The 17966-nt window shown below is 69.8% G+C and carries 15 protein-coding genes and 1 pseudogene; 8 read left to right on the top strand and 8 right to left on the bottom strand.

Annotated elements, in window-relative coordinates:
* Positions 1–234: 234 nt before the first annotated feature.
* Together QFZ76_RS46540 and QFZ76_RS46535 are read left to right on the top strand one after the other, a co-directional pair.
* The gene (locus tag QFZ76_RS46540) at positions 235–1887 is read left to right on the top strand and encodes a glycosyl hydrolase family 28-related protein (RefSeq protein ID WP_307680333.1); all 1653 of its coding nucleotides are present in this window, start codon (positions 235–237) and stop codon (positions 1885–1887) included.
* Between the two features lie 110 nt (positions 1888–1997).
* The gene (locus tag QFZ76_RS46535) at positions 1998–3275 is read left to right on the top strand and encodes an alginate lyase family protein (RefSeq protein ID WP_307679376.1); all 1278 of its coding nucleotides are present in this window, start codon (positions 1998–2000) and stop codon (positions 3273–3275) included.
* Positions 3276–3336: 61 nt separating this feature from the next.
* Here QFZ76_RS46535 and QFZ76_RS46530 read toward each other — a convergent pair whose 3' ends face one another.
* The 3 genes from QFZ76_RS46530 to QFZ76_RS46520 form a co-directional block, all read right to left on the bottom strand.
* Positions 3337–4563 (bottom strand): glycoside hydrolase family 88 protein, encoded by a 1227-nt coding sequence (locus tag QFZ76_RS46530; RefSeq protein WP_307679375.1) that lies wholly within the window; start codon positions 4561–4563, stop codon positions 3337–3339.
* Positions 4564–4692: 129 nt separating this feature from the next.
* The gene (locus QFZ76_RS46525; protein WP_307679374.1) at positions 4693–6594 is read right to left on the bottom strand and encodes a glycoside hydrolase family 97 protein; all 1902 of its coding nucleotides are present in this window, start codon (positions 6592–6594) and stop codon (positions 4693–4695) included.
* 53 nt (positions 6595–6647) lie between these two features.
* The gene (locus QFZ76_RS46520) at positions 6648–8966 is read right to left on the bottom strand and encodes a Tat pathway signal sequence domain protein (RefSeq protein WP_307680332.1); all 2319 of its coding nucleotides are present in this window, start codon (positions 8964–8966) and stop codon (positions 6648–6650) included.
* A 397-nt stretch (positions 8967–9363) separates the two neighbouring features.
* Between QFZ76_RS46520 and QFZ76_RS46515 the strand changes: the two genes are divergently transcribed.
* Both QFZ76_RS46515 and QFZ76_RS46510 read left to right on the top strand, forming a co-directional pair.
* On the top strand, positions 9364–10551 hold the full coding sequence (locus QFZ76_RS46515) for an acyl-CoA dehydrogenase family protein (protein WP_307679373.1): 1188 nt from the start codon (positions 9364–9366) through the stop codon (positions 10549–10551).
* Positions 10552–10724: 173 nt separating this feature from the next.
* Entirely contained in the window at positions 10725–10940 is a 216-nt protein-coding gene (locus tag QFZ76_RS46510; RefSeq protein ID WP_307679372.1) for a DUF4177 domain-containing protein, read from the top strand.
* Positions 10941–11180: 240 nt separating this feature from the next.
* Here the strand turns inward: QFZ76_RS46510 and QFZ76_RS46505 are convergent, their stop codons facing one another.
* Positions 11181–11618: a hypothetical protein gene (locus QFZ76_RS46505; protein ID WP_307679371.1), complete on the bottom strand. Its 438-nt coding sequence runs from the start codon at positions 11616–11618 to the stop codon at positions 11181–11183.
* Positions 11619–11910: 292 nt separating this feature from the next.
* Between QFZ76_RS46505 and QFZ76_RS46500 the strand changes: the two genes are divergently transcribed.
* The 4 genes from QFZ76_RS46500 to QFZ76_RS46485 all read left to right on the top strand — a co-directional run bounded on the left by QFZ76_RS46500 (position 11911) and on the right by QFZ76_RS46485 (position 14940).
* Entirely contained in the window at positions 11911–12741 is an 831-nt protein-coding gene (locus tag QFZ76_RS46500) for an SGNH/GDSL hydrolase family protein (protein WP_307679370.1), read from the top strand.
* A gap of 214 nt (positions 12742–12955) precedes the next feature.
* Positions 12956–13627, top strand: coding sequence for a formylglycine-generating enzyme family protein (locus QFZ76_RS46495; protein WP_307679369.1), 672 nt, complete (start codon positions 12956–12958; stop codon positions 13625–13627).
* Between the two features lie 188 nt (positions 13628–13815).
* Positions 13816–14169: a hypothetical protein gene (locus tag QFZ76_RS46490; protein ID WP_307679368.1), complete on the top strand. Its 354-nt coding sequence runs from the start codon at positions 13816–13818 to the stop codon at positions 14167–14169.
* Positions 14170–14283: 114 nt separating this feature from the next.
* Positions 14284–14940, top strand: coding sequence for a DUF3105 domain-containing protein (locus QFZ76_RS46485; protein WP_307679367.1), 657 nt, complete (start codon positions 14284–14286; stop codon positions 14938–14940).
* A gap of 139 nt (positions 14941–15079) precedes the next feature.
* Here QFZ76_RS46485 and QFZ76_RS46480 read toward each other — a convergent pair whose 3' ends face one another.
* From QFZ76_RS46480 to QFZ76_RS46465, 4 genes and pseudogenes are all read right to left on the bottom strand, one after another.
* Positions 15080–16225: an RNA polymerase sigma factor gene (locus QFZ76_RS46480; protein ID WP_307680331.1), complete on the bottom strand. Its 1146-nt coding sequence runs from the start codon at positions 16223–16225 to the stop codon at positions 15080–15082.
* A gap of 6 nt (positions 16226–16231) precedes the next feature.
* Entirely contained in the window at positions 16232–16639 is a 408-nt protein-coding gene (locus QFZ76_RS46475) for a YciI family protein (protein ID WP_307680330.1), read from the bottom strand.
* Positions 16640–16744: 105 nt separating this feature from the next.
* A pseudogene (locus QFZ76_RS46470) lies at positions 16745–17003 on the bottom strand (hypothetical protein); the annotation flags it as partial.
* 151 nt (positions 17004–17154) lie between these two features.
* The gene (locus tag QFZ76_RS46465) at positions 17155–17913 is read right to left on the bottom strand and encodes a hypothetical protein (RefSeq protein ID WP_307679366.1); all 759 of its coding nucleotides are present in this window, start codon (positions 17911–17913) and stop codon (positions 17155–17157) included.
* Positions 17914–17966 lie beyond the last annotated feature (53 nt).

The raw sequence follows: 17966 nt of genomic DNA, 5'->3' as shown, positions 1-17966 counted from the left end.
TGACGCGGGCGGGGATGCGGCCGCACGCGTTCACTCATCTGACCTGGGCGGGGCCAACCGGACCCTCAAGGTCCACACCAATAAACCCTGCACAACCTCTTTCGCCCTCAAGGGTGTCGTGGCATGCTCACCGCTCAACGCACACCTGAACGTCGTTCACATCCATGAAGTCACATGGAAGGGCGTACGGACATGAGGCACGTGCACGCGGTCGCCATGGGCGACCGGAATGTCATGAGCATGACTAGGCGAGCCCTGTTGGGAAGCGCTGTCGCCGTGGCGGCCGGGGGCGCCGGCACCGCGGTGGCAGCGGACGCAGGTGCCGCGTCGCCCGACACCCCGGTCCTGTGGCGGGAGTTCAGGCACACACCCTTCACTCATCCGCAGATCCCCTACGTGGGACGAGCCGGTTGCCACGGCGGCGCGGTGCGCCTGCCCCGCCGTCCCGTCGTCGCCGACGTACGCGACTTCGGCGCCGTGGCAGACGGCACGACCGACTCCGCCCCCGCGATCAACCGTGCCGTCGCCGCTGCCGGCCGGGCCGGCGGTGGCACGGTCACCATCCCGCCCGGCACGTTCCGGATCGACGACGTGATCCGTGTGGACCGCTCGAACGTGGTCCTCCGGGGCGCCGGCAGCGGCCGTACGACGCTCTACGCGGCGAAAAACCTCACCGAGCTGATCGGCGTGTACGGCTCCCGCTACGGCGGCGACAAGTCGGCCTGGTCGTGGGCGGGCGGCCTGATCTGGCTGGCCCCCAGGGCCCGTTGGCACTCTCTCGTCACCGCGATCAGGGCAAAGGCGTGGCCCTTCGAGGGCTGGACGGGCAACCGGCGCGACGAGTGGCGGACCCTCACCACGGTTGCCCCGGCCCGGCAGGGAACCTGGACGATCACGGTCACGGATCCGTCCTCGCTGCGCCCCGGCACCCTGGTCCTCCTTCGGCTCACCGACGACACGGACCACACCCTCCTCCAGCACATGTGCGGCGGCGGCCCGGGACCGGAGGCCTACGTCTGGGACGACAAGACGAAACTGACCTCGTACGTCCCGTACGAATGGCCCGTCCGTATCGCCCGGGTCCACGGCCGGAAGGTCACCCTGGAACGCCCGCTCCCGCTCGACGCACGCCCCGAGTGGAGTCCGCAACTGACCACCCACGTACCCGCGTTGACGGGCTCGGGCGTCGAGGGCCTCACCCTGGAGGCGGTGGAGACCCCGCAGCAGCCACACCTGCTGGACCAGGGCCACAACGGGATCGTCCTGCAGTGCGCGTACGACTGCTGGGTGGACGACGTGACAGTCCGCCACGCCGACAACGGCTTCGGTCTCGTGGCCGCCTCCGCGTGCACCTTGCGCCGCACACGCGTGACGGGCCGCGGCTCCCATCACCCCTACTACTGCCGCGAAGGGTCGCACGACAACCTCATCGAGGACTTCACGATCGAGGAGCGCACCAGCCCCGTACCGCCGAACACCCAACTGCACGGCATCAATGTCGAGGGACTGTCCTCGTACAACGTGTGGTCGCGCGGCGACATGCGGATGGGCACCTTCGACAGCCACCGAGGCCTGCCCTTCGCCAATGTCCGCACCGACATCACCGTGAACAACAACGGCCGCCACGGCGGTGACGCGAGCGCCGGCCCGTTGTTCGGCGCCCGTTTCACGCACTGGAACATCCGCGTGACCAACAGCCGCGCCGGCCTGGTCAAGATCGACGGCCTGGCGCCGTACTCCGCCACCGTCGGCATCGACGAGGTCAGGGAGTTCGACCAGATCGACGTCCCCGATTTCACGGGCGACCTGCACACGCGCCTGGAACTGTACGGCAGCCCTCATGCGGTCCGGCCGCGGAACCTGTACGAGGCGCAGCGCGAGCTGTAGCGCGCGGTGGTGGACGAAGAACCCGCCGTTCAGCTGCCCGTCTCCTCGGCCCGCCCCTGAGCACGGAGGTCACCAAGCCGTGCGTTCACCTGCATGAACGGAGTGGATTGATGCGCGCAAGACCATGCCTGGGCGTCCTCTTGGCGGCCGTGACCGCGTTCACCGCCGTCGCCGTCCCCACCGCCTCGGCGCGAGTGACGGCACATCCCGCGCCCAAGGCCCCGCACACGTCCGTCCTGGACGGCAAGCGTCTGCAGCAGACCAAGATGCGCCTCGATCTCGGCGACCCGCACCTGCGGCGAGCGGTCACGGCGTTGACGGCTCGCGCCGACAGGTGGCTCGGCCAGGGCCCCTGGACGGTCGTCGACAAACCCAGACCCGCACCCGGCGGCGACGTCCACGACTACCTCAGCCAGGCTCCGTACTGGTGGCCCACTCAGCGCCCGACCCCGGAGAACCCGTGGGGCTGCCCGTACGTGCAGCGCGACGGCGAGCGGAACCCAGAGGTCGACTCCGGTACCGACCGCCAGGACGTGGAGAAGACCTTCGACTCCGCCTACGACCTCTCTCTCGCCTGGTACTACACCGGCGAGCAGCGGTACGCCAGGAAGGCCGGGCAGGTACTGCGCACCTGGTTCCTCGATCCGGCCACGCGGATGAACTCGAACCTGAACCACGCCCAGTTCATTCCGTGCAAGTACGACGGTCGCGCCATCGGCATCATCGACTTCTCACAGTCGTACACCAGCGTCCTGGACGCGCTCGCCCTTCTGGACACCGGTGCCCCGTCCTGGACCGAGAAGGACCGCACCGGCATGGCGAAGTGGAACACCGACTTCCTCAGCTGGCTCAAGAACAGCGACTTCGGCAAGCAGGAGGCCGCCGCCACCAACAACCACGGCACCTTCTACGACATGCAGCTCGCCGCCCTCGCCCACGCGACCGGCGACCGGAGCCTCGCCCGCCGAACGGTCCTGGACGCCGCGAGCAAGCGCATCGCGCCGCAGATCGCGTCCGACGGCAGCCAGCCGCAGGAACTGTCCCGGACCCGCAGTTGGCACTACTCGACCTTCACGCTGGTCGCCCACACCCGGCTCGCGGCCATCGGCCGGCACGTCGGCGTGAATCTGTGGGCGTACCGGGGCCCGGACGGGCAAAGCCTGTTCAAGGCGGTGGAGTATCTGCTGCCCGCCGCCACGGCGGCCGCGGCCTGGCCGCATCCGGAGCTCGCCTTCCACCGCTACGCGGCGACTGACGTCGTACACGCGGCCGCCGACGCCGGAGACACGCGAGCGCGAAGAGCCGTTCCGGTACTGGAGGCGCCGCCCGGCGGCGACCTGTGGGCGCTGCGCCCGGCAGCGGAGCAACTGGACTCCATCGCGGGCTGATGGACCCCAGCGCTCCCGGGCCGGCGGTTGGCGACGGTCAGCCGGTCAGCCGGTCAGCCGGTCAGAGTGCGGACAGGTCGATCGCCCGGTCCACATCCTCCGGCTGCAGCACGCGCAGGATTCCTTCGAGCAGGTAGTAGTCGGCGTACGGAAGGGAGATCTCGATGCCGTCCTCGGCCGGCCGGTTCCGGGTACAGCGCGCCACGACCGCCTCCGCGCGGGCCGAGTTCCTCGTGAGGCAGGTCTGCGACAACGCGGCGAGCAGCCGCAGCGCCACCTCACGATAGGAGCGGCTGCCGGTGGCCGTGGACAGGTCGAGCAGACCGCATGCCATGATCGCTCCGGCCGAGGCATCCTTGATGTCGTGAGGCTGCTGCGGCGCACGGTAGTCCCACACCGGAACGTGGTCCGGAGTCAGGGCTCGCACCGCGAAGTCGGCGAGCTTGCGCGCTGTGGCCAGGAACTCCGGGTTTCCGGTCCGGCGGTACATGGTGGTGAATCCGTAGATTCCCCAGGCCTGTCCGCGCGACCAGCAGGATGTGGGGCTGTAGCCCTGCACGGTGTTCGGGCCGATCGGCGCACCGCTGTCCGGGTCGAAGTCGAACACGTGCGGGGTCGATCCGTCGGTGCGCGGGAACACCCGCTGGGTGGTCTTCGTGTGCTCGACGGCTATGTCCAGGTACTTCGCGTCGCCGGTCTGCCGGCTCGCGAACGCCAGCAGGTCGAGATTCATCATCGTGTCGATGATGACCCGGCCCGCGTTCTTCTGATCGGTCAGTGGGCCCCACGCCCGGATGAAGCGTCCGCGCGGGTTGTAGCGCTGGATGAGGGAGTCGGCGGCTTGCAGGGCGCCGGTCCGCCAGGCGTCCTCGCCCGTCAGCCGCCAGGCGGTGACCCACGACGGGTAGAAGAGGAAACCGAGGTCGTGGGTGCCGGTGTCGTACTGACGCGGAGCCAGCTTCTGCGCCGACGCCGGCGCCCACGCGCGAAAGGCTTCATCCTTGCTGTAGAGCCAGGCCATCCACAGTGTTCCGGGCCAGAATCCGCCGACCCAGTCGCCGCCCTGCGAGTAGACCCACTTCTCGAATCTCGTCCCGACGGGGAAACCGTTGACGCCCGGCGCGACGGCGCGGATCTTCTCGACCGCATAGTCGGCCGCCGCACGGAGCGTGCGCAGGGTCGGTGCCGGTGTCCGAGCGTCGACGGCGCCCGCAGCTGGTGTCGGGGAAGCACATACCGCTGCGGCACCGGCCGCCGTGGCCAGCACAGTACGCCGGGAAACACTCATGCGCGTCCCTCCAACTGGGCGACGGGAGAAAGGAGTTGACCGAGCTTTGCACAGCAGACCCGGCGCTGCACACCCATGTGAGTGATGTTCACGCACATGAACGCGCAGCGCGGCAAGTCCTCCCGGGCCTCAGCGGTAGCAGGTGGTGATGCCCGGGGACCAGGGACACGCGATCCCGGCGAAACCGCCGTTGGTGACGACATCGACGCTCAGCCTGTCACCGCCGCTCACGACCTGTCGGTCCTGGACGAGGCCGTCGGTGCCGTCCCGGATCGTCTCGACCAGCCACCGTCCGGGGCCGATGGTCAGCGGTACGTCGGCCGAGCGGGCAGCGCCGGCGTACACCCCGCCCAGGAACCAGCGGTCGCCGCTGCGACGGGCGAGTACGGCCTCCTGGCCCGGTTGCCCAGCCAGCAGCCGGGTGTCGTCCCAGGCCGCGGGGAGCTGGTCGTAGAAGGCCCGGGCGAGCGGGCGGGCGTCGTACGACTCGGGGCTGCCCGCGAACATCTGCAGGCCCGACTCGTAGGCGACGGCGAGTCCGGTCTCGGCCGCGTCGGAGTTGGGGCGCAGGCCGACGCGCTGGAAGGCGCCGGGGGTGAAGTCCATGGAGCCGATGACGTTGCGGGTGAAGGGCAGGGTGGTGAGGTGAGCGGCGGTGTTGGTGCGCTTCTCCTCGCCGGCCACGCCCTCCAGGGTCATGACCTGCGGCCAGGTGCGCTGGATGCCCTTGGGGATCGTCGAGCCGTGGAAGTTGACCATGAGGTGGTGGGCGGCGGTCTCCTTGAGGATGGTGTCATACCACTGCAGCATGGGCTGCGCCTCGGAGTCCATGAAGTCGATCTTGACGCCCTTCACGCCCCAGCGTTCCAGGGTGGGCAGCCACTGGGCGCGTTCCTCGGCTGTGTCGAGGTCGCGCTGGTGGATCCAGACGATGATGCCGACGCCTTTGGCGCGCGCGTAGTCGACGAGCTCGGGCATCCAGCTGTTGGTCTGCCAGTCGGGGTCGGTGGTGTCCCACTCGTCGGCCTTGAAGTACCAGCCGGCGTCGACGGCCTCGTAGGGCCAGTGCCGCTCGGCGGCGTAGTCGACGTAGGCCTTCTGGGCGGCGAGGCTCTGGCCGGCTGGGCGGCCACCGGCGAGCCAGGTCCACAGCACCGTGCCGGGCCGGATCCACGAAGGATCGGCGATCTTGGAGGCGGGGGCGAGGTCGTCGGTGAAGGTGGACCGGGTGACGGTGGCGAGGTCACCGGTGACCATGGCCCGCCACGGGGTGGCGAGGCGGCCGTCGGTGCGGACCCGGTCGTCCGCGAGCTTGACCCGGTAGGTGCCGGTGCCCTGGTCGTGGGCGAGCCTGGCACCGGAGTACGCGCCGGTGAGGTCGGACTCGGCGAGCAGGGTGTAGCCGCCGTCGGTCGCGAACAGTGCCTGGTCCGAGTACTCGCCGGTCGGCGCGGTCGCGGCGGTGTACTGGACGAACTGGCCCTCGTTGTCGGCCCGGTAGGTGCCGAGCCAGGCGCTCGCGTCCGGCGGCAGGTTGAACGCGGAGGTCTCGCCGAGCACGTCGCCGTACCCGGTGGGCAGGACGTACCGGTAGGCGACGCCGTCGGCGGAGGCGCGGACGACGAGGTCGAGCCGGGCACCGGCCGAGGTGGCGAACGACAGACGGGATTCGTTCATGCGGACCCGGCGGTCCAGCCGCTTGCCGGACTTCGTCCGGTACCGCTCGTCGATCAGCCGGTCCTTGCGGTGCAGGAAGCGCAGGCCCTGGGAGAGGTCGGCCTGTTCGGTGACGATGCCGACGGGGGACGGTTCGACGACCGTACGGCCGCCGCGGGACACCGCGAGGCTCAGCGTGCCGGTGGTGTCGTCCAGGGATATCCGCGCGCGCGGTGCGTGGGCTGCCGCGGACAGGGACCAGACGCGGTCGGAGGAGTTGACGTCCTGCTCCGCCCGTGCGGGAGCGGTGGTGAGGAGTGTGGCCGCCAGCCCGGCGCAGAGCGCGGCGACCGCGGTCCTGATCGGAACCGCCATGAGAGACCTCCTTGTTGATGAGGTGGGGTGGTGTGTGTCCGTGCGAGCGGTCGCTACGGCAGTCCCCAGGCGGGGCCCGGTTCGGTGACGGTGACGGGCGCGATGACGAGGTCGGGGCGGGAACCGGAGTGGACGAGCACCTCGCGGCCGCGGGCCAGGTCGATGGCGAGGGTGCCGTCGCCCAGGTCCTGGGTGCGGGCCGGGGTGCCGTCGTCCAGCAGCACGGTGAGGGGCCCGTCGAGACCGTGCCGGAGTGCGAGCGGTTCGCCCGCCAGGCTCCTGATCCGGATGAACCGGGTCTCCCCCGCCTTGCGGACGGCGCTGACCAGGAAGGCACCCTGGGCACGGAAGTTGTGCAGGGTGAGGTCCGCCCAGGCGGTCGGGACGGCCGGGAAGACGCGGATCACGCCGCCCCAGCTCTGGCAGAACATGTCGTGCAGGGACTGCGAGGCGGACAGCGGGGTCTCGATGACCGGACCGGCCTCGGTGTAGTGCGTGTTGGGCCGGCAGGGGTAGCGGGTGGCGGGGTCGAAGAACTTCCGCAGGTAGGTGATCGCGGTGTCGCCGTCGCCGGTCATCGCGTACATCGATGCGGCACCGGTGTAGCTGTATCCCCGGTGGGCGCCGGTCAGCGCGTGCCAGCGGACCATCGACTTCATGATCAGGTCGCGGCTTTCGGGCTGGTCCCAGTTGACGAGGTACAGCGGGTACACCATCAGCAGGTGCGAGTAGTGCCGGTGGGACTGCGCGTACGGGGTGTCGGCGCCGATCATGAAGCCGTTGTCGTCGACCGGGTACGGCGTGAGCCTGGCCAGCACCTCCTGCCAGCGCGGGGTCAACTCGTCGTCGATGCCGAGGCGTTCGGCGGCCTCGATGAGTGTCCGGCAGCCCCAGCGGATCAGGGCCAGGTCGTAGTTGGTGTCCTGCGGCGGCACGACGGGGTATTCGGGAGAGAGTGTGCTCGGCAGGTGGAGTTTGCCGTCGCTGCCCGGGCTGAGGAAGTGCAGGTAGTAGTTGATCGCCCGGCGCAGCACGGGGAAGACCGTGTCACGCAGCAGGGACTGGTCCATGGAGTGCCGGTAGGACAGCCACACGTTGTGCAGCGCCCAGGTGAGGTCGCCCGTCTCGGCGCCGGTGCCCGGCTGACCCACCGACCGGTTGGCGAACATGTCGGAGCTGCGGCCGACGCCGGAGCTGTCGGCGCGGTAGGCGGCGGGCACGTTGGCGATGAGCTGTTCCTGGTTCTGCCGCACCGTGGTGGCGAGCGCGTCGAGCTCCAGGTGGTTGAAACCGTGGATGAGCCAGTACTCCAGCTGGACGTTGAGGTTCCACCACACAGCGGGCCAGGGCGTGGGCTCCAGCCACGGACCGGAGGTGGCCATGACGGGGCCGCCGGCGCGGCTGGCGGAGGCGACCTTGTAGAGCTGGATCCAGTGGAAGCTCTGCAGCCGCTGGTCGGGGAAGGAGACGAAGCTCTTCCGGTAGAACGCGTGCCACCAGCGGGTGTGCCGCCGTCTGAGCACGTCGTACGACGCCGCGCGCCGGAGGTTGCGCAGCGAGTCGGCCTCGGCGGCGGTGTCGGAGGGGTGGCTGTGTCCGACGCTGAGCAGCAGGTCGTCGCCGGTGCGGCGGTAGGCGGTGGCGGTCTGGCCGCCGCCGGTGAGGGGCTGAAGGACCTGCTCGGTGCCGTCGGCGCTGGTGCGGGTGGTCCAGGGCGGGTTGGCGGTGTAGCCGGAGGGTGGAGCTTCGCTGATCTTCCGCGGGCTGACGGCCTCCTCGGGGTGGAAGGTCCAGGTGACCTGTTCGCCGCCGTCGGCCGTCACCCGGACGGCCAGGACCTCGTCGTGGATGAGGGCGGCCAGGGTGAGCGTGCCGGCGGTGGTGGTGAGGGTGCCGGTGAGTTCGGCGTTCCACAGGCTGAGCCGCCAGTCGACGGCGGTGATGGTGCCGGTCGGTTCGAGGGTGAGGTGGCCGACCGGCAGCCGGCAGGTGCCCCAGCCGCTGCCGAACTGCGGCCGGTGGTCCTGGACGCGGCCGTGCTGGACGGTCAAGCGGATCCGGTGGGTGTCCGGCTCCTGGTAGATCATGCTGCCGAGCAGTCCGTCGCCGAGGAACGGACCTTCGTACCAGAGGGTGGGCAGCCTGGCCCACAACAGGTCCTGGCCGCGCAGGAACCCGGCCCAGGCGCCGTCGGAACTCATCGTGTCTCGGAGTCTCCAGGGGCGTCTGCCCTCGCCGTCGGACGGCATCTGCTGTTCATGCTCTTCGGCGTGGGCGGTACCCGGCAGGGCCGCGGCCGCCGCTCCGCCCAGCGCGGTGCCGAGTACGACTCTGCGGGGCACCTTCGAGTGTTGCTCCGGCTGTGAGGTCATCATCGTCCTCCAGACCTGAGGGATCCTTGATACATCGGGTGTATCGGCGAACCTAGGCAGCGCCCGTGTACCTGTCAATAACTTGGACGGTCGGGGAGATTGGCTACGGCCAGGCGAAAAATGAGCCAATCTGCCCGTCTTCTCATATCGGCAAGCCTCACCCAAGCCCTCTACTCCTCCGATGTATTCGGCAGAGCGGGCAGAGTGAATCGAGAAGCGCGGCCGGCTGGCTGGATGTGTGTGGGGGAAAGAGACGGCCGTACGCCTGTCCATCGCCCAGCCGCCAGGCCCCGAGCCCATGCCGATTCAACTCACTTGTCGAGCAGGGCTGTTGACAGTTTCGAGGATCGGCGTCACGGTGTGGGTTCTCGCGTGCACCGGGCCTGGAGGTCATCCCTTGGCTGGTTCTTCCGCACCTCACTCGGACAGCGACCTGGTCGAACTCGTACGAGGACTTCAGCCCCTGATCCGCGCACACGCCCTGCGCACGGAGCAGGAACGGCGGGTGACGGGCGAGGTCGTGGCGGCTCTCACGGACGCCGGGCTCCACCGTATGAACGTCCCCCGCCACTACGGCGGTTACCAGACCCCCTTGCGCACCCAGGTCGACGTACTGAGCGAGGTCTCGGCCGCCTGTGGGTCGACCGGGTTCATGGCGCTGATCCAGGCCGGGTGTGCGTTCATCGCGGCGCTCTTCCCGGACGAGGCGCAGGACGAGATCTTCACCAGGCCCGACGTACGGGTCAGCGGCACCCTCATCCCGAACGCGAAAGCCCTCCCGACGGAGGGCGGTTACCTGGTCGACGGAACCTCCCCCTTCGCCACCGGCTGCCAGGACGCCGACTGGCATCTCCTGACCGCCCTGGCCGACACCGGGGAGGGAAGGCCACCCGACATGCTGTGGACGGCCATCCCCATGACCGACCTCGAAGTCCTCGACGACTGGAACGTCACCGGTCTGGCCGGGAGCGGCAGCAACAGTGTCGTCGCCCACGACGTACACGTGCCCGCCCACCGTGTCCTGCCCCTCGGGCCGTTGCTGGCCGGCAGCTTTCCCTCGCGACGCAACAGCGCCGACCCCTTCTACGGGATGCCGGTCCTGCTGCTGTTCTGCGCCTGGACGGCCGCGGGCGCCCTCGGTCTGGCCCGGGCCGCCCTGGCGGAGTTCAGCGAGCGCATCCACCAGCGTGGCATCACGTACACCTTCTACGAACGCCAGCACGAGGCCCCGGTGACGCATCTCCAGATCGCCGAGGCCGCGATGAAGATCTCCAGTGCCGAACTGCTCACCGCGGACTTCGTGACGCTGATCGAGTCGAGGGTCGCCGACGGCAGGCCGTACTCGACACAGGAACGGGCCCGGATCAGGGCTCAGTGCGGCTATGCGACCCGCCTGTGCAAGGAGGCCGTCGACCTGATCGGCTCCGCCTCCGGCGCCTCGTCGCTGCACCGCGAGGTGCCCGTCCAGCGTGCCGTACGTGACCTCAATGCCCTGAGCCTCCACTCCTTCGTCAACCCCGCCGCCAACTTGGAGCTCTACGGACGGGTGCTGTCGGGACTCGACGCCGGAACGCCGTTCCTCTGACGCGGAGGAGGAGGGCGCGCGCCTCTTTGCTTGGCGGTGGTCGGCACCAGGTCTGCCCGGACCTGGAGGGAAGGTGCCAACGCCCGGCTGTCCACGCCGGTCAACCCGCGCATCGAAGACGTGATTGGCTGACCCCGGCCACCACCGTCGAAACGCAGGAGGACACCGCAGTCATGAGCCACGCCTACGCCTACGAGTACAAGGTCGTCACCTTCAGGGAATCACTGATCGGTGACGCACTGGACAGCGACAAGCTGGAGAAGGCCCTCAACAAGCACGCCGCGGACGGCTGGGGACTCAAGGCGATCACCTCCGCCGGCGTCAAGGGCCGCATAGGGCCCGGTGCGGTCGAGGGCCTGCTCCTCACCTTCGAACGCCCCCGGGCATAACACCGGGGCACCACACCACTCCGCCCGCGAAGGGCCCGTGCACTCGACGCTGAGGACGCGTTGGGGGCGGCGGCGGTAGGCAGCAGTCCCGTTGCGCCCCGGAGACCCGGAGGGGACCCGCGTCAGTCGCCTCCCCCGAAGCCGCCGCCGTAGTCCCCCTCCACGTCTGCCATGTCGCCGGTGTGGTCGACGAGGTCCCCACGTCCGGGACGGTCGCTGGGCCCGTCAGGGGACCGGCGGTCAGAGACGGCAGCAGACGCCTGCCGGGGCGGGGGGAGCGCCCCCCCTTGAGACACTGAAGCGGGTCTCGGGGGTCTCGCCGGACAGGACCCGGGCGACCGCGGCGCGGCAGCTGCGGGTGAACAGGGGCCAGGGACGGGACGCTTCGGGCGGCCACGCCGCCGCGAGGAGGGACAGGGCGGCCCACGGCACCATCCACACAAGCGTCCACCATCCCGGGTCCGGGTCGGACAGGTCCGAAACCCCGTTGCGGAGGAGCATGGCGTTCATGGACATCCCGAACGACACCACGAAGGCGGCGCGGTCGCCGGTCAGACTCAGCACTTCGTCGCGCAGCGCCGTCGACCAGCTCATGTCGCCCATCCAGATGTGAGTGAGGGTCGGCACCTCGGTCTCCAGCCAGACGCTGACCGGGAAACCCGGGTCGGTGTCGCACACGTCGGCGCCTGCGGACCGGGACAGGACCAGCCACCATCGCTGCGCCGGAGCTGGCCGACCTCGTGGCCCGGTACGCCAAAGCAGGCGGGCGCCACCTCGTCTGTCCCCTCTGCTTCGACGCCTGCAAGCTCGACAAGCAGCGGGGAGCTACCACCTTCAGCTATTGGCCAAGGCGCGGATCAACCAACATCAACGAGCAGGACGACAACGGACGGCGGTGCATCCAGCGCAGGGCACCGCGAGCCGCGCCTTCCTCATTGACGCCGCCGCAGCCCGGCACGAAGCTCGGCGCATGACCACGCACCCGTACACGCGGTATGTCGCCATCGGCGACAGCCAGACAGAAGGCATCGGCGACGGCGACGACCTGCACGGTTACCGGGGCTGGGCGGACCGGCTCGCCGAGATCCTGGCGGACGGGCACCCGGACTTCGCCTACGCCAATCTCGCCGTACGCGGGAAGGTGACCGCGCAGATCAGGGCGGAGCAGCTCGGACCGGCCCTCGCGCTGAAGCCGGACCTGGTGACCGTGATGGCGGGCATGAACGACCTGGTGCGCCCCGGGTTCGACGCCGAGCGGGTGGCAGGGGACATCGAGGAGATGTTCGCCCGGCTCACCGAGTCGGGTGCCCGGGTGGCCACCGTGACGTTTCCCGACCTGGGGAAGGTCTCCCCGCTCGCGCGCCGTGCGCTGCCGCGCGTCCTCGACCTCAACGCCCGCCTGTGCGCCGCTGCGAATCGCCATGGCGTAGCGGTCCTCGACACCTTCCCTCATCCGGTGACGGCCGACCCGCGGCTGTGGAGCCCGGACCGGATGCACGCGGGGCCGCTGGGCCACGCCCGGATCGCGTCAGGCATGGCCTGCACTCTCGGTTTGCCGGGTCACGACGACTGGGCCGCACCACTGCCCCGGCTCGCTCCGGTCTCCGCCCTGCGCACCGCGAGCGGCGATGCTCGCTGGGCCGTGGCATTCCTGGGCCCCTGGGCCTGGCGACGACTGCGGGGCCGTTCGTCGGGAGACGGACGCACGGCCAAGCGGCCCGAGCCAACGCCGTGGGCCAGGCCGCACGGTGCCGGGTCACAGGGGGAGGCAGAGGGACGCGCGGGTTTCCCCGGTGGATGACGAATTCACGGTCGACGGGTCGTCTGGTACCCGCGATCACGAGGGTCCTCCACTGGACACCTTCCATGGCGAAGCAGAAGTAAAGGACGCGGGTTGAACACAGCCCGTCCAGGCGTCTCTTGACGAGGACCTCGGACACGCCGGTGGCCGTCCGCAGTGCCGTGAGCGTGGCCCGCCCTGGCGAACCGACGCATCTCGGTAGGATCTCTTGATCATGGACGTGATCGCGGGAAACGAGATGGTCGCCATCCCACCGGGGCGGGTAACGCTCTCGGACCGGCGGACCCAGCGCAGTTGGTCGGTAGAGCTCGCGCCCTACCAACTCGCGGCATTCCCGGTCACCCAGGCGCTGTACGCACAGATCACCGGCCGGCGGCCGAGCACCGCCCGTGGGGACCAGTTGCCCGTTGAGTGCGTTTCCTGGTGGGACGCGGCACGGTTCTGCAACGCCCTGTCCCTGCGCGACGGGTTCACGCCCGCCTACCACCTCGGTGCCGACAGCGAAGTCATCGAGTGGGAAGCGTCCGCCGACGGGTACCGGTTGCCGACCGAAGCGGAGTGGGAACACGCCTGCCGTGCCGGTACGACCGGGCCGCAGTACGCGCCGCTCGACGAGATCGCCTGGTACCGCGGCAACTCGCACGAGCGCATCCATGCCGTGGGCGGCAAACACCCCAACCCGTGGGGTCTCTACGACATGCTCGGCAACGTCTGGGACTGGTGCTGGGACGTCTACGACGCCGAGGTCTACGGCACCTACCGGGTGCTCCGTGGCGGTGGTTGGTTCGATGAGCACTGGAGTTGCCGGGCCTCTGCACGGCGCCGCAGCCACCCGACGTTCCAAGTCGACGACGTGGGCTTCCGCATCGCCCGCTCCATCGTGTGACGACTGCTTCCCGCACGTCTCGAACGCGCCGCCCGCCACCTCCGCCGACAGACGGCGCACCTCGTTCCCACTCAGGGCACCCTGACCACGGGCAACGCCTACAATCACGCGTGATGGGGAGCCGGAGACAGGACACGACCCGCGGAGCGTGGTGGGCCACGCGGATCGCGACGCTCTGCCCTGCTCTGGTGGTCCTGCTCGCTGCCCTGGTGGCGTGTCTGGGCTTTGCGGCGCACGCCGACAGCTCACAGGCCGCCTTGATGACGACGCTTTCGGCCTCGACGATCCCGACGGCCGCGCCGGCCGATCACCACACGGCAGCGGTCGCGCACCCGGCGGACTGCCCTGTCGGCGATATGTGCTGCCGCGCAGCAGTCAACGGCATGCGAGCCGTGCTCGTCGCTCCGGCCCAGCCCTTGCACGCGATCCTGCCGCGCACGCCGGACGTACCCAGGCAGCCGGACACCTCGGCGTGCTCCACCGAGCCGGTACCGACCGGACGCGCTCCCGACCTGCACATCCTCCAGGTGCAACGGACCTGACGGATCTCACGGCGCCGTACGCTCGCGCGTGCCGCCGACGACGACATCCGTCCATCACCCTGTACCTACCGCCGCCCGACGACAGCGCGCGGCGAAGACGAGGACCACACAGTCATGAGCAAGACCAGCAAGAAGGCGGCCTCCGCGTCCCGTAAGGCCCGGATAGAGGAGCTGCGCCGCGTCGAGAGAGCCCGGGAGCGTCGCAACCGGATCATCACCATCAGCATCAGCACGGTCATCGTCGTCGGCCTCGTCGGCTGGGGCGCGTACTACATCAACGACGTCAACGAGAAGGACGAGCAGCAGGCCGCCGAAGCGAAGAAGCCCGTGAGCGGCGAGAAGACCTGGGCCGCGAAGAAGCTCACCCAGAAACACGTCCAGGGCACCGTGAAGTACCCGATGGACCCGCCGGTCGGAGGCGACCACAACCAGGCCTGGATGACCTGCGACGGCACCGTCTACACCGAGGCCATAGCGAACGAGAACGCGGTCCACTCCCTTGAACACGGGGCGGTCTGGGTCACGTACAACGACAAGGCCACCGACGCGGACATCAAGACGCTGAGCGACAAGGTCTCCACGACCCCGTACACGCTGATCAGCCCGTACAAGAACCAGACCGGCCCCATCGTGCTGTCGGCCTGGGGCAAGCAGCTCAGCGTGACCAAGGCATCCGACCCGAGGATCGAGCAGTTCCTCACCAAGTACGTCCAGGGCGCGCAGACCCCGGAGCCGGGCGCCGCCTGCACGGGCGGACTGACTGCCTCATAAGGGATACGACAGTGACCGCACCGGACGCCACGGAAGCCGACGACCGGGCGCGGTCACGGGCGCGGTCACGGGCTTCGCCGGTGACATGTCGCATCACCCGCCGCCCCGCCGCCCCGCCGGAACGACTGCCACCCGCCGCTCAACCACGCAGCTGCGCGTTGAGCCGTGCGGCCTGCCGCGTGAGGTGGACGTGTTCGGGGAGGCTGGGCGCCGATCGGGCGGCTTCGGCGTAGAGCCGTGCTGCGGTGGCTGGGTCGCCGTCGCGCTCGTGCAGGTACGCCGCGACGGCGGTGTGGCGGGGCAGGGCGGGGTCGAGCTCCGCCAGGGCGGACAGTCCGGCCCGCGGGCCGTCGGCCTCGCCGACCGCGACGGCCCGGTTGAGGCGGGCCACCGGGCTGTCGGTGAGGCGCACCAGTTCGTCGTACCACTCGACGATCTGCACCCAGTCGGTCTCCTCGGCCGTCGGGGCGTCGGCGTGGAGCGCGGCGATGGCGGCCTGGGCCTGGAACTCGCCCAGGCGGTCGCGGGCGAGAGCTGCCTGGAGCACGCCGACGCCCTCGGCGATCATGCGGGTGTTCCACAGGCTGCGGTCCTGCTCGGCAAGGGGCACGAGATTGCCGTCGGGGCCGGTCCGTGCCGGGTGCCGTGCGTGGTGGAGCAGCATGAGCGCGAGCAGGCCCGCGACCTCCTCATGGTTGGTCTTCGCCGCCAGCTGACGAGTGAGCCGGATCGCCTCGCCGGCGAGGTCGACGTCGCCGGAGTAGCCCTCGTTGAAGACCAGGTAGAGCACGCGCAGGACCGTGGCGACGTCACCGGGCTGGTTGAACCGGACGCCCGAGACGGTCCGCTTGGCCCGGCTGATGCGCTGGGCCATGGTGGCCTCCGGCACGAGGTAGGCCTGCGCGATCTGCCGCGTGGTCAGGCCGCCGACCGCGCGCAGCGTGAGCGCGACGGCCGAGGCCGGTGTCAGGGACGGATGCGCGCACAGGAAGTACAGCCGGAGCGTGTCGTCCGCCACCTCGCTCGGGCCGGGCAGGGGCTCGACCTCGACCCGCACCTCACGGTGCCGCCGGGAGGTATCGGCGCGGGCGGCGTCGAGGAACTTGCGCCAGGCCACGGTGACCAGCCACCCCTTGGGGTCCCGAGGCGGGTCGTCCGGCCACACACGCACGGCCTCGACCAGGGCGTCCTGCAAGGCATCCTCGGCCGCCGCGAAGTCTGCTCCGCGCCGGCCGAGGATCCCGATCACCGTGGGGGTGAGGGTCCGCAGCAGGGACTCGTCCACCATGCGTCACTCCGTGATGGTCGGGGGCGCCGCGTAGAACGGGCGCAGCTCGAGCCACTCGTGGATCGGCTTGCCACCCGCCCCCGGCGCCGCGGACAGCTCGCCGGCCAGCTCGAGCGCCCGCTCGTAGGTGTCGACGTCGATCACCATCCAGCCGGCGATCAGGTCCTTGGTCTCCGCGAACGGGCCGTCCGTGATCGGCGGACGCCCCTCGCCGTCGTAGCGGACGAACGTGCCCTCCTGGGAGAGCGCCTGACCGTCGACGTACTCGCCAGTGCCTTCCAGCCGAGCGGCGAAGTCCTGCATGTACTGAACGTGGGCCGAGATCTCCTCCGGCGTCCACTGGTCCATCGGCACGTCGTTGACCGCTGCCGGCGCGCCCCGGTAGTGCTTGAGCAGCAGGTACTTGGCCATCATGTTCTCCTTGATGTTGTACGGCCCATTGTGGCCGTGTTCACTGCGGGGACGGAGCCGGACTCGGGTTCTCGACATCCCGCCGCGAGATTTTTCCGGCGGAGTTCAAAAGACACCGCGCACTCCGCGGTGGCGGCAGGAGGCGGCAGAGGGAGCCGCGACCGCGCTCGGCAGAGTCGTCTCGAAGTCGATCAGCTTCGCCCATGTCGGGGTCACGACGATCCGGACCAGGCCGTCGTGGAGCGAACACACTTCTGCCTCCCTAACGGACCCGTTGCTCGGGCGTCATCTCGTAGGTGCTGTTCGCCTCGAGATACTCGTCCGGGATGCCGTCCACGACGTCCAGCTCGGCCCGACCGCGGATGCGGGGATCTGAGCCGGCCGGGGCCGTCAGGGCCTGCGATCGGCGGTTTCCAGGGCTGGTTCCAGGGCTGGTTCCAGGGCGAGGAAGAGGCTTGATGCCTTGTGCGAGCGGGAGTCCTTCGCGGTCCGTTCCCAGCCGGCGGCGGCCCCGTTCAGTCCGTTGAGGCCCGCACCGCCTCCTCCCAGGCGTGGGGACTGCGGTAGTGGCTCCTGTGTCCTGCGGCGAGCACGGACCGGAGCTCCGGGAGATGCGGAGTATCCGCGGGGAGTTGCAGGCGCGCGAGGAGAGCCAGTGCGGCCGTCGGCTCCAGGTCGCCGTAGACGTCGTGGTAGCCGGCCAGCAAGCCCTTGAACAGCGGCACCTGCAGCGCGGGGAGCCGCACGACCGTGTCGTACGCCTTCTGCTTCACGAGCCAGGGCACGGGGCCTGAGCAGGCCAGAACCCGGCCGGCACGGCGAAGCAGGGCGTCCGATCCTCCTGCGACGACGTGGTCGATGTCGTTGCCGAGTACCTCGGCGAAGGCCGTCGCGGCGGTGCTGCGATCCTCGAACCAGTCGACCCAGAGCGAGTAGGTGACAGCCTCGGCATCCCGGTCCGCCTCCAGCCGTCGGCGATAGCCGTCCCACAGAACGTCGGCGGGCAGCGGCCCCCGCGGACCCCGGTCCGCGAACCCGATCTCGCACGTCACCCAGTAGTCGTCGAGAAGATCAAGCATCCCGAAGGCCAGCCGCACCTGCTCGGCCACGTCCATGCGCTCGTCGGTGAACACCTCGCCGGCCCAGGAGTGCGCGATCTCGTTCGCGGTAAGGGGCCGCTCCGGCTCCTCGACGCCGACCCACCCGTCACCGACCTCGACAACGCCCCGCTCGGCGAGCCAACGTCGCGCGTCCTCCATGGCTTGCGTCTCCATATGAAAAGTATGACAAGCCGTGAAGTGGCGTCCGACTGCACGCCCGACGCCGG

It is taken from the genome of Streptomyces sp. V4I2, assembly GCF_030817655.1.
GTDB classification, from domain to species: Bacteria; Actinomycetota; Actinomycetes; order Streptomycetales; family Streptomycetaceae; genus Streptomyces; species Streptomyces plumbiresistens.
This window is presented reverse-complemented; position numbering and strand designations above follow the sequence as displayed.

What these genes read in the sequence shown, in the direction of transcription:
- QFZ76_RS46540 (WP_307680333.1), top strand. Translation starts at nt 235, where the DNA reads ATGAGCATGACTAGGCGAGCCCTGTTGGGAAGCGCTGTCGCCGTGGCG.
- QFZ76_RS46535 (WP_307679376.1), top strand. Translation starts at nt 1,998, where the DNA reads ATGCGCGCAAGACCATGCCTGGGCGTCCTCTTGGCGGCCGTGACCGCG.
- QFZ76_RS46530 (WP_307679375.1), bottom strand. Translation starts at nt 4,563, where the DNA reads ATGAGTGTTTCCCGGCGTACTGTGCTGGCCACGGCGGCCGGTGCCGCA.
- QFZ76_RS46525 (WP_307679374.1), bottom strand. Translation starts at nt 6,594, where the DNA reads ATGGCGGTTCCGATCAGGACCGCGGTCGCCGCGCTCTGCGCCGGGCTG.
- QFZ76_RS46520 (WP_307680332.1), bottom strand. Translation starts at nt 8,966, where the DNA reads ATGACCTCACAGCCGGAGCAACACTCGAAGGTGCCCCGCAGAGTCGTA.
- QFZ76_RS46510 (WP_307679372.1), top strand. Translation starts at nt 10,725, where the DNA reads ATGAGCCACGCCTACGCCTACGAGTACAAGGTCGTCACCTTCAGGGAA.
- QFZ76_RS46500 (WP_307679370.1), top strand. Translation starts at nt 11,911, where the DNA reads ATGACCACGCACCCGTACACGCGGTATGTCGCCATCGGCGACAGCCAG.
- QFZ76_RS46495 (WP_307679369.1), top strand. Translation starts at nt 12,956, where the DNA reads ATGGACGTGATCGCGGGAAACGAGATGGTCGCCATCCCACCGGGGCGG.
- QFZ76_RS46485 (WP_307679367.1), top strand. Translation starts at nt 14,284, where the DNA reads ATGAGCAAGACCAGCAAGAAGGCGGCCTCCGCGTCCCGTAAGGCCCGG.
- QFZ76_RS46475 (WP_307680330.1), bottom strand. Translation starts at nt 16,639, where the DNA reads ATGGCCAAGTACCTGCTGCTCAAGCACTACCGGGGCGCGCCGGCAGCG.
- QFZ76_RS46465 (WP_307679366.1), bottom strand. Translation starts at nt 17,913, where the DNA reads ATGGAGACGCAAGCCATGGAGGACGCGCGACGTTGGCTCGCCGAGCGG.